The organism is Actinomadura vinacea (genome assembly GCF_039532545.1).
GTDB lineage: Bacteria > Actinomycetota > Actinomycetes > Streptosporangiales > Streptosporangiaceae > Spirillospora > Spirillospora vinacea.
Window position 1 is genome coordinate 738,449 of the sequence record NZ_BAAARW010000012.1, and the last position, 14,356, is coordinate 752,804.

The 14,356-nt window shown below is 74.2% G+C and carries 9 protein-coding genes; 4 read left to right on the forward strand and 5 right to left on the reverse strand.

Going from position 1 to position 14,356, the window contains the following annotated elements; genetic code table 11:
• Nucleotides 1-38 precede the first annotated feature (38 nt).
• On the reverse strand, nucleotides 39-1,532 hold the full coding sequence (locus tag ABD340_RS18730) for a glycosyltransferase family 2 protein (protein ID WP_344590263.1): 1,494 nt from the start codon (nucleotides 1,530-1,532) through the stop codon (nucleotides 39-41).
• A 347-nt stretch (nucleotides 1,533-1,879) separates the two neighbouring features.
• Between ABD340_RS18730 and ABD340_RS18735 the strand changes: the two genes are divergently transcribed.
• Nucleotides 1,880-3,688 carry a glycosyltransferase family protein gene (locus ABD340_RS18735; protein ID WP_344590264.1) on the forward strand — a complete coding sequence of 603 codons (1,809 nt, stop codon included), beginning with the start codon at nucleotides 1,880-1,882 and terminating at the stop codon, nucleotides 3,686-3,688.
• Nucleotides 3,689-3,918: 230 nt separating this feature from the next.
• Here the strand turns inward: ABD340_RS18735 and ABD340_RS18740 are convergent, their stop codons facing one another.
• Together ABD340_RS18740 and rsmI are read right to left on the reverse strand one after the other, a co-directional pair.
• On the reverse strand, nucleotides 3,919-4,221 hold the full coding sequence (locus ABD340_RS18740; RefSeq protein WP_344590265.1) for a hypothetical protein: 303 nt from the start codon (nucleotides 4,219-4,221) through the stop codon (nucleotides 3,919-3,921).
• A 139-nt stretch (nucleotides 4,222-4,360) separates the two neighbouring features.
• A complete protein-coding gene (gene rsmI / locus ABD340_RS18745) occupies nucleotides 4,361-5,230 on the reverse strand; it encodes a 16S rRNA (cytidine(1402)-2'-O)-methyltransferase (RefSeq protein ID WP_344590266.1) in 870 nt (289 codons plus the stop codon).
• A 92-nt stretch (nucleotides 5,231-5,322) separates the two neighbouring features.
• On the opposite strand from rsmI, the gene ABD340_RS18750 reads away from it, so the two are divergent.
• Nucleotides 5,323-7,053, forward strand: a complete 1,731-nt coding sequence (locus ABD340_RS18750; protein WP_344590267.1) for a dolichyl-phosphate-mannose--protein mannosyltransferase — start codon at nucleotides 5,323-5,325, stop codon at nucleotides 7,051-7,053.
• Nucleotides 7,054-7,069: 16 nt separating this feature from the next.
• Here ABD340_RS18750 and ABD340_RS18755 read toward each other — a convergent pair whose 3' ends face one another.
• Entirely contained in the window at nucleotides 7,070-8,287 is a 1,218-nt protein-coding gene (locus tag ABD340_RS18755) for an MFS transporter (protein ID WP_344590268.1), read from the reverse strand.
• A gap of 152 nt (nucleotides 8,288-8,439) precedes the next feature.
• Between ABD340_RS18755 and ABD340_RS18760 the strand changes: the two genes are divergently transcribed.
• Nucleotides 8,440-9,471: a LacI family DNA-binding transcriptional regulator gene (locus tag ABD340_RS18760; protein ID WP_344590269.1), complete on the forward strand. Its 1,032-nt coding sequence runs from the start codon at nucleotides 8,440-8,442 to the stop codon at nucleotides 9,469-9,471.
• Nucleotides 9,472-9,477: 6 nt separating this feature from the next.
• On the opposite strand, the gene ABD340_RS18765 is transcribed toward ABD340_RS18760, so the two are convergent.
• Nucleotides 9,478-12,405 carry an AfsR/SARP family transcriptional regulator gene (locus ABD340_RS18765; RefSeq protein ID WP_344590270.1) on the reverse strand — a complete coding sequence of 976 codons (2,928 nt, stop codon included), beginning with the start codon at nucleotides 12,403-12,405 and terminating at the stop codon, nucleotides 9,478-9,480.
• Between the two features lie 91 nt (nucleotides 12,406-12,496).
• Here ABD340_RS18765 and ABD340_RS18770 point away from each other — a divergent pair, with 91 nt between their 5' ends.
• On the forward strand, nucleotides 12,497-14,350 hold the full coding sequence (locus ABD340_RS18770; protein WP_344590271.1) for an AfsR/SARP family transcriptional regulator: 1,854 nt from the start codon (nucleotides 12,497-12,499) through the stop codon (nucleotides 14,348-14,350).
• The last annotated feature ends 6 nt before the right edge of the window (nucleotides 14,351-14,356 follow it).

Here is a 14,356-nt window from a genome sequence, read left to right on the forward strand (position 1 = left end):
AGTGCGCCGACGCCGGAGATGTACCCGTTCGTCCGGATTTATTCGTCTTCGGCGGCGCCGGATCCGCTAGCCGGCTCGTCCTTTGTCCGGGTCTTGCCCGCGCCCTTACCTGGGGCCTTGCCCTTGGGGGCCGCCTTGGACCCGGTCTTGGCCCTCGCCTTGGACGCCGTCTTCGGAGCCGTCTTCGAAGACGGCTTGGCGGCGGTCTTGGACGCGGTCTTACCGGCCGGGGCCTTCTCGGCCTCGGCGTCCACCTCGGTGCCCGCCTCGTCGTCCAAGCCGGCGTCCGACTCGGCCGCCTTCTGGGCCGCGGATTCGGCGGCGACCTGGCGGGCGGCGGCGTCCACCACTCCCGCGGCCTCGTCGGCCGGGTCGATCGCCGGCGGGTGCTGGCGGCGGCGGATGCCCAGGATGCTGGCGAACAGCGAGCCGAAGATGGCCTGGAAGCTCATCACCAGCGCGGTCGCCGCCGGCACGACGATCCGCAGCGACTGCCGCGGGTCCAGCTCGCCGAAGTTGTTGACCCGCCAGTGGAACAGCGAGGCGGCCAGACCGGCCAGACCGGCGACGGCCAGCAGCCCGCCGAGCACGAGTCCGCGTTCCAGGCTCCACCAGTCGGTGATCTTCTGTACTCTCCGATCATGCGGCAGGAATCCCTCCTGCATCGCGTAGATCTTGGTGAGCAGCGCGAAGACCACCGCCTGGAAGCCGATCACCATCGCCGCGCCCGCGCCGACCAGCGTGTCGACGTCGAAGGCGATCTCCCCGACCCGGACCGGCCCGAACGAAAGCGCGATTCCGGCGATCAGACCCAGTGTCATGAACACCAGACCCGGGATCAGGAACAGCCACCGCGGGCTGTAGAGGAGGAGGAAGCGCAGATGGCGCCAGCCGTCCCGCCAGGTGTTGAGGTGCGGCGCCCGCGTCCGCCCGTCCGGCGAGAGGGTGGTCGGGACCTCGCGGATGTCGTACTTGGCGAGCGTGGCCTTCACCACCATCTCGCTGGCGAACTCCATGCCGCCGGTCTGCAGCCCCAGCCGCATGATGGAGTCCTTGTTGAAGGCGCGCAGGCCGCAGTGGAAGTCGCCGATCTTGCTGCCGAAGAACAGCCGGCCGACGAAGCTCAGCACCGGGTTGCCCAGGTAGCGGTGCAGCGGCGGCATGGCGCCGTCGGCGATGCCGCCCTTGAACCGGTTGCCCATCACCAGGTCGGCGCCGTCGCGCAGCTGCTCGAGGAACGGCCCAAGGGTGGTGAAGTCGTAGGAGTCGTCGGCGTCGCCCATCGCGACGTAGCGCCCGCGGGCGCTGCGGATGCCGCCCATCAGGGCGTTGCCGTAACCCTTGTCGATCACGGGCACCACCCGGGCGCCCGCGTCCCGGGCCAGCTGCTGGCTGCCGTCGGTGCTGCCGTTGTCGGCGATGACGACCTCGCCGTCGATCCCGTTGTCCTCAAAGAAGCCGATCGTCTTGCGGACGCAGGTCTCGACCGTTTCAGCCTCGTTCAGACATGGCATCACTACGGAGAGTTCCACGCGATCTCCTTCGTTACCCCTGGTGACCGTCTGCGGTATTTTCTACTAATCTCGTCATGTTCCGCCGGGCGGCCGGCCGTCGTTCATGATGCCTGCCCGGAGCGAGCGATGCGCGCATCTTCGATCAAGAGCGCCCGTATCGTGTTGCGTACTTGCAACCTGAAGACCCGCTCAGTCACGGCCGTTAGCGGCAGGCTAGAGGAACAAGCATACGGGCACCGCGGCCCGGAAAGGTTGGGTCGGCTTTGACGCGCGCCGGAGAACGCAGTGCCACCGAGCTCGGGGCCCGAGAGGACAGTGCAGGTCAGCCCGGGAACGGTGCCGGCCCACGGGGGGCCGTCGCAGGCTTGAACACAGATCCGCCGGACGGCGCCGAACCGGGGCCGGACGGGGGCGATGCCCCGTCCGGCCCGCACGCGGTGGCGGGGGTCACCGATCCCCCGGACACCGCCCCCGGCAAGGGCTCGCCCGGCCCGGACGCACCCGGGCAAGACGAACCCGGCACAACCGGCGAGCCCGGCGACACGCCGAAGCGTCGACGTCTTGGCAAGGATTGGTTCACGGGAGCCTCTGGCCGCGTCCGCGCGGCCGCCGCGGCCCGGGCCGGATCGCTGCGCGACCGCGCCCGCGACTTCGCCGCGGACCCGGGAGGGCACCTGCGCGAACGCGCCGCGCGCCTGTGGGCGCTCGTGCGCCGTCACCCTTTCTTTGCTGTGATCCTTGCCACAGCGGTACTGCTGCGGGCCATCGCGATGGTCGGCTACCAGCCGGCGATGTTCTTCAACGACAGCTTCGACTACCTGCACGTGGCGATGAAGCCGTACCCGCACCCGCTGCGGCCCGACGGCTACTCGTTCCTGCTGCTGCTCCTCAAGCCGTTCCACAGCTTCGGCCTGGTCATCGCGATGCAGCACCTCATGGGCCTGGCCATGGGCGTGATGGTGTACGCGCTGCTGCGCCGCCGGTTCCGGCTGCCGGGCTGGGGCGCGGCGCTGGCCACCACCCCGTTCCTGCTGGACGCGTACCAGATCCAGCTGGAGCACCTGATCCTGTCCGACACCATGTTCACCTTCCTGGTGGTCGCCGCGGTCACGGTGCTGCTCTGGCACGACCGCACCACCTGGAAGATCGCCGCCTCGCTCGGGCTGATCATCGGGCTGGCGTGGCTGACCCGCTCGGTCGGGCTGCCGGTGCTGCTCGGCGTGCTGACCTACATGCTCATCCGGCGGACCGGATGGCGGATGCTGGCGGTCACGCTGGCCGCCTGCGCGCTGCCGGTGGTGGCCTACGCGGGCTGGTACAAGATCGAGAACGACAAGTTCACCATCACCGAGAGCAACGGGATCTTCCTGTACGCCCGGGTCTACAAGTTCGCCGACTGCCACAAGATCAACCCGCCGGTGGAGGAGATCCCGCTGTGCACCGAGCCGGAGAACCGGCTCCCCAACTCCCAGGACGGGATCTGGAACGCGGCCTCACCGCTCAACCGCTACACCGGCAAGCGGTTCAGCGCCGACCAGAACCAGGTCGCCAACAGCTTCTCCCGCCGCGCGATCCTCTCCCAGCCGGTCGACTACCTGCAGGTGGTCGGGTACGACTTCCTGCGGGTCTTCCGGTGGGACCGCACCGTGTTCCCCGACCGGGCGACCTACCAGCAGTACGAGTTCGGCCGCACCACCGCCGCCCTGCCCAACTGGCGGATGGACAACGACAACACCGCCGCCGACGAGGCCGTGAAGTACGAGCAGGGCCGGGCCCGGACGCTGGTCGTGGAGCCGTTCGCCGGGGTCATGCGCTTCTACCAGGACCACTTCTACCTGCGCGGCACGGGCGTCGGGGTGCTGCTGCTGATCGGCTTGGGCGGCCTGGCGGTGATGTGGCGGCGGCTCGGCGGGATGGCGTTCCTCCCGTGGACGCTGGGCACGGGCCTGCTGCTCGCCCCGGCCGCGACCGCCGAGTTCGACTACCGGTACGTGCTGCCCGCCGTCCCGCTGGCCTGCCTGGCCGCAGGCATCGCGTTCTCGCCCGAGGCGCGCGGCCGGGCGTCCGGGGCGCTGCGAGCCGTGCGGCGCCGCCGGGACGACGCCGAGCTCGGGGCCGACGGTCCCGTGCCCGAGCCGCTGGAGGAAAAGGTCCCCGAGCCCGCGACCAACTAGACCGCTGTGTTTGTTTCAAGCTCGGCCCAGGGCGCTCGCCTGGCGGCTCGCACCCTGACCGTGCTTGGTGCGAGCGCGGCATCGCTTCGCGATCTGGCCGGTGAGGCTCGCCTCCGGCGTCGCCTAACCGGCCAGGTAGCGCGCTCGCGCGGTACCTGAGGCCACTTCGAGACACAGTCCTGCGGCCCTTTCACCCGGCGCCCTTACCGGCGGCTGGGTGGGCAGTACAACTAGTACGCATGCAGGCGGCGGAGGCGGAAGACCAGCTCCAGGTCCTCGCGGTTGCCCGACGGGGTGGCCGTGGCGTGCCGTCCCAAGGGCGTCGGGAGCGTCTTGACGTTCTGGCCCGCGCAGGTGGGGCAGACGTGGTCGACCCACGGGGTCATGCAGCGCTGGCCGTCCTTCTCGAACAGTTCCACTTCGCCGCCATGGCCGTCGGCGCTGTGCCGGACGTCGTATTCCTCTTCCCAGGTCGTGAAGCAGTTCTGGCACTCGTAGACCCAGGTCTCGTGGCTCGACCATGCCTCGTGCATAGCCTGCACCCCCTTGGTGACCGCCACTTCGCGCTCCGGGGCAGCTCGCGCGCCCGGGCGCGCTCCTGGTTCCAGTATCCCCCCGGACGCGGCATCGGGACCGTCCGGATCCGAACCGATTTGACCGAATGCCGGGGGTCTATTGGCGGGCGGCGACGACGGCGTCGTACACGACCCGCTTGGGCACGCCGTTCTCCTTGGCGATCTCGGCGATGGCCTGCTTGCGGGGCGTTCCGGCGTCCTCCCGGGCGGCGACCGCGGCGGCCAGGTCGGCCGGGTCGGACAGTCCCTCGGGCTCGGGCGCGCCGCCGACCACGATGGTGATCTCGCCGCGCACGTCCGGGCCGGCCCACGCGGCCAGCTCGGCCAGCGGGCCGCGGCGGATCTCCTCGTAGGTCTTGGTCAGCTCCCGGCAGACCGCGGCCGGACGGTCCGCGCCGAACGCCGCCGCCATCGCCCCCAGCGTGCTCTCCAGCCGGCGCGGCGACTCGAAGAACACCATCGTGCGGGGCTCGGCGGCCAGCGCCGCCAGCCGCCGCGCCCGCTCGCCCGGCTTGCGCGGCGGGAAGCCCTCGAAGCAGAACCGGTCGGTGGGCAGCCCCGACACCACCAGCGCCGTGGTGACCGCCGACGGGCCGGGCAGCGCGGTCACCGGCACGCCCTCGGCGGCCGCCGCCTGGACCAGCCGGTAGCCGGGGTCGGAGACGCCCGGCAGCCCGGCATCGGTGATCACCAGGACGTCCCGTCCGGCCAGCAGCTCGCCGAGCAGCTCGGCCGCCCGCGCCCGCTCGTTCTGGTCGTAGTACGACACCACCCGGGCGCGCACCTGCACGTCCAGGTCGGCGGCCAGCCGGCGGAGCCGCCGGGTGTCCTCGGCCGCGACGATCTCCGCCTCGGCCAGCGCCGCGCGCAGCCGGGCCGAGGCGTCGTCGGCGCGTCCGATCGGCGCCGCGGCCAGCACCAGCCGGCCCGTCCCGGCGGTCGCGTTCCCGTTCACCGTCCCCGTCACGCGACCATTCTCGTCGCTCGCGGGCACCGGCCGGGCCGTCCGGTTCGCCGGGACGGCCCGGTGCTCACCCTGGGCGCCCGTACGATGGCCAAATGGCGATGACGGATTTCGCGCCGGCAAGGGCCACCGGAGGGCGGTCCGAGCCGCCGTCCCTGCGCGATTGGCTCGCCCCGCCCATTCCGGGAAACGTGGTGCTGAGCTGGCTGGGCCCGCTGCTGGTGACGATCTTCGCCGGGTTCCTGCGGTTCGACCGGCTGGAAATGCCCAAGGCCGTGGTCTTCGACGAGACCTACTACGCCAAGGACGCGCTGGCGCTGCTGAAGTTCGGCTGGGAGCACAACACGGTCAAGGACGCCGACAAGCTCCTCATCGCCGATCCGGACGCGAACATCTGGGCGGCGGGGCCGTCGTTCGTGGCGCATCCCCCGGCCGGCAAGTGGATGATCGCGATCGGCGAGTGGCTGTTCGGCGCCACCCCGTTCGGCTGGCGGTTCGCGGCGGCGCTGTGCGGCACGCTGTCGGTGCTGATCCTGTGCCGGGTGGCCCGCCGGATGACCGGCTCCACCCTGCTGGGCTGCATGGCCGGGCTGCTGCTGGCGCTGGACGGCCTGCAGTTCGTGACCAGCCGGGCCGCGCTGCTGGACATCTTCGTGATGTTCTGGATCCTGGCCGGGTTCGCCTGCCTGGTGGCCGACCGCGACCGGTCCAGGCGCCGCTTGGCCGAGAAGATCGAAGCCGGGATCACGGACGCCGGCGGAGCGTCCGGGTTCGGGCCGTTCGTGCTGCACGGCTGGCGCATCGCCGCCGGGGTCTGCCTGGGCCTGGCCTGCGCCACCAAGTGGACCGGGATCTTCTACGTCGCCGTGTTCGGGATCATGATCGTGTTCTGGGACTACGGCGCGCGCCGGGCGGCGGGGGTGCGGCGGCCGCTCCCCGGGGCGCTGCTGCTGGACGCCGTTCCCGCATTCGCGCAGCTGGTGCTGGTGGGCGCGGTGACGTACCTGGCCACCTGGTGGGGGTGGATCTTCCGGCCGGGCGGTTGGGGGCGCGGCGAGGTCGCCGGGTTCGTCCTCGCCCGGCCGTTCGAGGCGCTGCCCAACCTGTGGGGCTACCACGCGGAGATGTTGGAGTTCCACACCGGGCTCGATTCCGAGCATCCCTACCAGTCCTGGCCGTGGGACTGGCCGGTCCTGCGGCGTCCGGTGGCGTTCTTCTACAGCGAGCCCAAGGGCGTCTGCGGCGCCGAGCGGTGCTCTCGCGAGATCCTGGGGATCGGCACTCCGGCCCTGTGGTGGGGGGCGCTGCTGGCCCTGGTCGCGGTGGCGGCCCTGTGGCTGGCACTGCGCGACTGGCGTGCGGGCGCGATCCTGCTGGGCTTCCTGGGCGGCTGGCTGACCTGGTTCCCGTCGGCCTTCGCCGACCGCACCATGTTCCTGTTCTACGCGACGCCGATGCTGCCGTTCATGGTGCTGGCGATCGTCCTGGTGTTCGGCTACTTGATGGGCCCGGCACGCAGAGAACCGAGACCGAGGGACCCGGCGCAGGCCGGGTCGCCGGGCTCCGGCCCGGTGGCCGGGCACGGCACCGCCACGGGGCTCCACGGCCTGCCCCTGGGCCCCCTGGTGGTGTCCCCCGGCGGGGCGACGGCCATCTTCAAGGAGAACGGGCAGGTCAGCATCCGCCGGGTGGTGGGGGCCGCGGCGGCGGGCGCGTTCGTGCTGCTGGTGCTGGCGAACTTCGCCTACTTCTATCCGATCCTGGCCGCCAAGATCATGCCGTATGACGCCTGGCTGGACCGGATCTGGTTCAAGAAGTGGGTCTGAGCCGGGTCCGGCCCGGTCAGAGCGGGCGCGCGGCCGACTCGGGAAGCCTGCCGGGGCCGGGCTCGGCGCGGGGACGGTAGGTCCGGGCGCCGAGCAGGCAGACGGCCAGGGCGAGCAGGCCGCCCAGCCCGGCGGCCGCGAACGCGCCGGGGACGCCCCCGAGGTCCTGGCCCAGTCCGGCGGCGGCGGAGCCGAGGGCGCCGCCCACCGCGACCGCGGCGACGATCCACGCGAACGCCTCGGTGACCGTCCCGCTCGGCGCCAGCCGGTCCACCAGGGTGAAGCTGCACGCCAGCATGGGCGCGAGGAACAGGCCGCTGCCGAACGCCAGCACCGTCATGATCGGCAGCGTGGGGGCCCAGACGAGCGGGAGGTAGCCGGCGGCGAGCGCGGCCATCAGCCAGGGGAAGCGCCGGTGCTCCTCGCCGGGCCAGGACCGCGCGCCGTACACCAGGCCGCCCGCCAGGGCGCCGGCGGACATCGCGGCGAGGAGGAGCCCGGAGGCGAGGTCGTCGCGGGCGCGTTCGGCGTAGGCGACCACGGCCACCGCGTACACGCCCAGGGCGATGCCGGCGCAGGTCAGGGCCATGAAGAGCACGCGCAGGCCGGGCTCGCGGAGCGGTCCCGCCCAGTCTGCGGCGCGCGGCTCCCCCTTCCAGGCGCGGGACGGCCCGGAGGTGGTGATGACGAGCGTGCCGGCGACGCCGAGGGCGCCGGTGAGCAGCAGCGCGGTCTCGGTGTTGATCAGCGCGGCCGCGACGACGAGGAGCGGGCCGACCGTGTAGAGGGTCTCCTGCGCGGCGGCGTCCAGCGCGTACGCGGCCTTGACCTGTGCCGGGCCCGGCAGCACCAGGCTCCACAGGGCGCGCAGGCCGGCCTCCAGCGGCGGGGTGGCGAACCCGGCGAGGACGACCGCGCCGGCCGTGACCGGCAGCGGGTCGCCGCCGGTCAGCGCGAGCAGCCCGAACCCGGCGGCGGAGAGCAGCGCCGCCGGGAGCAGGACGCGGGGCTGGCCGAAGCGGTCCATGGTCCGGCCCAGGACGGGCTGGCCCGCGGCCGTGGCCAGGCCGAAGACGGCGGCGAGGGTGCCGGCGAGCGGGTAGCCGCCGCCCTCGGCGCGCACGTGCAGGACGACCGCGAGCATGCCCATGCCGTTGGGCAGCCGTCCCAGCAGCGTTCCGCCGAGCAGCCGGGCGGCGTGGGTGGTCCGCAGGAAGTCGAGGTAGACGCGCATTCACTCTCCGTGACGTCTCGGGGCCGCCGTTGAGCCGTCTCCGAGCCCGCTCGGAGTTCGTCATACGTATTACGTTTCACGTCATACGTACCACCAAGACCGGGGTCGGCTCTACCCTGTTTTTCATCGAGCGAGATCGCGAGGAGCGCGCCGTGACCGAGGCCGGGGAGACCGTCAACGGCCGTTCCGCGCGCCCCACCAGCAAGGACGTGGCCCAGGCCGCCGGGGTCTCGCAGTCCACCGTCTCGCTCGTCCTCGGCCGGAAATGGACCGGGCGGGTGTCGCCCGCCACCGCGCGGGCCGTCCAGGAGACCGCCGAGCGGCTCGGCTACCGGCCCAACGCCGCCGCCCGCAACCTGCGCCTCGGCACCACCCGCACGGTCCTGCTGGTGATCCCGACCATCACCGCGCCGTTCTTCGGCGCCGTCTACATCGGCGCCGCCCGGGTCGCGGCCCGGAACGGGCTCGCCGTCGTGGTCTACCCGCCCGACGACGCGGGTCCGGCCGGGAGCCCGTTCGCGGCGCCGCAGGACGCGATCGACGGGATCATCGCCTCGTCCATGACCCTGGACGCGCTGCGCGGGTTCGGCCCGGCGCCGCTGGTCATGCTCGACAGCGGCCCCGCCGCGGCGGGCGCCGCGCCCGCCGTCGACTTCGCGGTCGAGGACGGCATGCGCGCCGTCGTGGCGCATCTGGCGGCGCTCGGCCACCGGCGGTTCGGCCATGTCGCGGCCGCGGTGGACGAGTGGACGTTCCGGGCGCGCGGCGACGCCGCCGCCGCGGCCGTCGCGGCGCTGCCCGGCGGGACCCTCGACCGCGCCGCGGGGCGCATCGAGGTCCACTCGGCCAAGGAGGCCGCCGGGCGGCTGCTGGACCTGCCACATCGTCCCACCGCGCTGATCTGCGACGACGACCTGCTGGCGGCCGGGGCGTACAAGGCGGCGCGGGCGCGCGGCCTGGAGATCCCCCGCGACCTGTCGGTCACCGGGTTCGACGACGTGGAGATCGCCCGGGCGCTGGAGCCGGAGCTGACCACCGTCCGGCTGCCCGCGCAGGAGCTGGGGGCGCAGGGCATGAGCGCGCTGCTGGAGCTGCTGGAGGGCGGCCGCCCGCCGTCCCGCGCGCTGCCGGGCGAGCTGGTCGTGCGGACCTCGACCGCGCCGCCCCCGGCCGGCCCCGGCTGACGATCTTCAAGGCCGGGCCGCGGCGATCCCGTCGAGCAGGCGCCGCACGTCGTCGGCCTCGGCGACCTCCAGCTCGCCGAACAGCGCCAGCGCCTCCGCCCAGCGGCGGCGCGCGCCGTCCCGGTCGCCGAGCGCGACCAGGGTCGAGCCCAGGGCGGTGAGCGCGCGGCCCTGCTGGTACTCCTCGCCGATCTCCCGGCTGACCGCCAGCGACCGCCCGGCGGGGTCGAGGGCCTCGGCTGCCCGCCCGCGCCGCAGGTGGGTCTCGGCGATCCGCAGCAGGATGTACGACTCGCGCGCCCGCAGCCCCTGCGACCAGCAGATCGCCAGCCCGTCGTCGAAGCGGGCCAGCGCCTCGTCCAGCCGGCCCAGCTCGCGCAGCGCGATGCCGAGTGTGTAGAGGGCGTACGCCTCGGCCGCGCCGTGCCCGGCCTCGCGGGCCAGTTCGCGACTGCGTTCGGCGGCCAGGACGGCGTTGGCCGCCTCCCCGACCTCCGCGTAGGCGTAGGCGAGGTTGCCGGTGCGCTCGGCCTCGCCCGCCCCGTCGCCGAACTCGCGGCCCAGCTCCAGGGCCCGCTCGACGTGCTCGATGGCCGCGCCCAGGTCGTGCTCGTAGAAGGCGATGTGGGCCTGCAGGTCGAAGGCGGCCAGCAGCAGTACCCGGTCGCCGGTCTTCCGGCAGAGCGCGGTCACGCGTCCGGCGTGCTCGCGGGCCTCGGCCAGGCGGCTGGTGTGGGTGAAGCCGCGGCCGAGGACGAACCGGGCCCGCGCCTCGGCCCTGCGGTCACCGCTGCGCAGCGCCTCGTCCAGGACGGCACGGGCCGCCGGGCGGGCATCGTCCCAGCGGTAGCCGTCCTCCAGGAGCGGGTCGAGGGCGAGCAGCAGATCGGCCGCCTCGCCTAGGGAGCCGTCCCGGTGCTCCCGCGCCTCGACGGCGACCTGGCGGACGATGGTCAGCATGTTGGTGAGCTCGTGGAAGGCCCACTCGCGGGCCTCGTGCGCGTTGGGGAACTCCACCGCATCCGTCGCGACCGGGGCGGCCACGGCCACCGGGGCGCCCGGCCGCACCAGGCGGAACACCTCCCGCTGGGCGGCCAGCGCGAACCGCAGCAGCCGGCGCAGCGCGGCCCGGCGCTCGCCCTGCTCGCCGGGCGGCTCGGGGATCTGCCGGGCGAACAGCCACAGCAGGTCGTGGTAGCAGTAGCAGTCCGGGGCCGGGGAATCCATCAGGCCCAGATCGACCAGCGCCTCCAGCATCCGCTCGGCCTCCGCCTGGGACGTGCCGAGCAGCGCGGCGGCGCCGGGCGGGCATACCTGGCCGGTGTCCGGGACGGCGAACAGCCGGAAGGCCCGCGCGGTGGCCGGGTCGAGCTGGTCGTATCCCAGCCGGAAGGTGGCCTCGACGGCCAGGTCGCCGATCCGCAGCTCGGCCAGCCGGCGCCGGCCGTCGGCCAGCCGGGCGGCCAGCGACCCCACCGACCAGCCGGGCCGCGCCGCCAGCCGGGCCGCGGCGATCCGGACGGCCAGCGGCAGGAACCCGCACAGCCCGACCGCGTCGACCACGGCGCCGCGCTCGGCCGCGGCGCGCGGCCCGACGATCCCGGTGAACAGCGCGATCGCCTCCACCGGGTCGAGCACGTCGAGATCGACCGGGTGGGCGCCGGGGAGACCGCCCGGCCTGGCCCGCGCGGTCACCAGGGCGGCGCAGCCCGGCGTGCCGGGCAGCAGCGGCCGGACCTGCTCGGCGTCCCGGGCGTTGTCGAGGAAGATCAGCACGCGCCGGTCGGCGAGCAGCGATCTGAAGAGCGCGGACCGCTCGCCCTCCCCTTCCGGGACGGAGCCGGCGGGCACGCCGAGCGCGCGCAGGAACTCCCCCAGCGCCACGGCGGGCGGCACGGGGTGCTCGCTCACGCCCTGCAGGTCGATGTGCAGTTGGCCGTCGGGGAAGGCGTCCCGTGCGGCGTGCGCGACGTGCACCGCCAGCGCCGTCTTGCCGACGCCGCCGACCCCCGACACGGCGATGACGGCGGGCGCCTCGCGCCGCTCGGACACCAGCCATCCGGTCAGGCGGTCGACCAGCGCGGCACGCCCGGTGAAGTCGGCCAGGTCCGCGGGCAGCGAGGCAGGCCGCTGGTAAGGACCGCCTTCCTCGCCCGCCGGGACGGGCGCGGCCAGCGCGGCGTCGTTCCGGAGGATCCGCTCGTGCAGAGCGCGCAGCTCGGGGCCCGGGTCGACGCCCAGCTCCCCCACCAGCGTCCGGCGCGCCGAGGTGTAGGCGGTCAGCGCCTCCGCCTGGCGTCCGCACCGGTAGAGCGCCAGCATCAGCAGGCCGAGCAGCGGCTCCCGCAGCGGATGCTCCGCGCTCAGCACGGCCAGCTCGCCCACGATCTCGGCATGCCGGCCCAGCTCGAGATCGGCCTCCAGCCGCGCCTGGAGGACCGCCAGCCGCCGCTCCGCCAGGCGCAGCCGGCGTGCCTGGAGGTAGGGGCCGGGCAGCCCGGGCAGCGGCGCGCCGTCCCAGAGGTCCAGGGCTTGGCCGTAAAGTTCGCGTGCCCGTGCCGGATCGCCCGCGGCGCGGGCCCGGCCCGCCTTGTCCGCGCGGGCCGCGAAAACGTCCGCGTCGAGCATGCCCGGTTCCGTACGGAGGACGTAGCCTTTCCCGGTCGAGACCAGGACCTCCGGGTTGGCCCGGTCGTCTTCGAGGACTCGGCGCAACCGGGAGGCGTAGGTGCGTACCGTTCCTACGGCCCGGGCGGGTGGTTGGTCCCCCCACAGCGCGTTCACCAGGCCCTCGATCGGCATGGCGCGGCCGCGGTTCAGGAGCAGCACGGCGAGCACGGCCCGCTGCTGCGGGCCGCCGAGGTCCAGTTCGGCGGGGCCCCGCCATGCGCGCACGGGGCCGAGCACGGTGAAGCGCAACGCGGGAGTGTCCACAGTGGCGGAGTCTTTCACCTCATTCGGACGATCTTCGAGAAGCCGTCGTCCGCCCGTCTGAATCGGCTCATAGGGTACTTACGCAATGGAAATGTCCGCCACGTCGCACACCTTCGAGTTCGCCGTCCTCGGCCCCCCGCTCGCCCGGCGCGGCGGGACCGAGCTGCCGCTGGGCCCGCCGCAGCAGCGGGCCGTGCTGGTCGCGCTGCTGCTCAGGGAGGGCCGTCCGGCCACCGCGCAAGAACTGGTCCAGGCCGTCTGGGGGGACGCGCCGCCCCGGCGCGCGGTCGGCGCCCTGCGCACCTACGCGTCCGGGCTGCGCCGCCTGCTGGAGCCCGACCGCGACGGCGGCTACCGGATCATGGCGTCGGTCGGTGACGGCTACGCGCTCCGGCTCCCGCCCGAGGCGCTCGACGCGGCCCTCTTCGAACGCGACGTCGCCGCGGCCGCGCGGGCCCGTTCCGCGGGACGGCCCGCGGCGGCCCGCGAACTGCTGCGCACGGGGCTGAGCCGATGGCGCGGCGAGCCGCTGGCGGGCGTGCCCGGCCCGTACGCGCGGGCCCAGCGGATCCGGCTGGCCGAGCGCCGGCTGGCCGCCCTGGAGACCCGGCTGGAACTGGACCTGGAGCTGGGCGCGCACGCCGAGCTCGTGCCCGAGCTGTCCGCCCTGGTCGCCGCGCATCCGCTGCGCGAGCGGCTGCGCGGCCGGCTCATGCTCGCGCTGCACCGCGCCGGACGGCACGCCGAGGCGCTGGCCGTGTACGCCGAGACCCGCCGCACCCTCGTCGAAGACCTGGGCATCGAGCCCGGCCAGGACCTGGCCGCCCTCCACCAACGCCTGCTGACCGAAAGCAAGCACATCGGGCCGGACGAGCCCGTACCGGCCGGACGCCCGCCCGCGCAACTGCCGGGCGACGTGCCCGACTTCACCGGCCGCGCGCGGCTCGTCGAGGAGCTGGCGGCGCTGCTGGCCGAGCCGCGGCGGGCGGTGGCGCTGGTGCCGATCGCCGGCCCGGCCGGGGTCGGCAAGACGGCGCTGGCCCTGCACGTCGCGCACCGCGTCCGGGCGCGCTTTCCCGACGGCCAGCTCTACGTCAACCTGCGCGTCGCGGGCACCGACCCGCATCCGGTGCTGGGCGCGTTCCTGCCGGCCCTCGGCGTGGAACGGGACGCGATCCCGTCCGGTCTCCGCGAGCGCGCCGCGCTGTACCGCACCCGGCTGGCCGAGCGGCGGGTGCTCGTGCTGCTCGACGACGCCCGCGACGCCCGCCAGGTCCGGCCGCTGCTGCCCGGCTCCCCCGGCTGCGCGGTGCTGATCACCAGCCGGTCCAAGCTGGGCGGGCTGGGCGCCGGACGGCCGGTCGACCTGGACGTCATGGAGCCCGGCGAGGCGCGCGTCCTGGCCGGGCGCGTCGCCGGGGAGGACCGGCTGGCCGCCGAGCCGGCCGCCGCCCGCGACCTGCTGGCCGCCTGCGGGCACCTGCCGCTGGCGGTGCGGATCGTGGCCGCCCGGCTGGCCGCCCGCCCGTCCTGGACGGTCGCGTCCCTCGTGGAACGGCTCGCCGACCGGCGCCGCAGGCTGGCCGAGCTGCGCGTCGCGGGCCTGGCCGTCGAGGCGGTGTTCCAGCTCGGGTACGACCAGCTGGACCCGGCGCAGCGGCGCGCGTTCCGGCTGCTGGCGCTGGCCGAGAGCCCGACGATCACGCGGGAGGCCGCCGCCGCGCTGCTCGGCCTGCCCGAGCACGAGGCCGACGAGCTGTGCGAATCGCTGGTCGACGGGAGCCTGCTGCGCTCCCCGGCCGCCGGCCACTACCGCTACCACGCCCTGGTCGAGCTCTACGCCCGCCAGCGCGCCGAGACCGACGAGCCCCCGGACGAGCGCGCCGCCGCGCTGCACCGGTTGTCCCACTTCCACCTGGCCGCGGCCCGCACCGTACGCACCTGAGCCCGG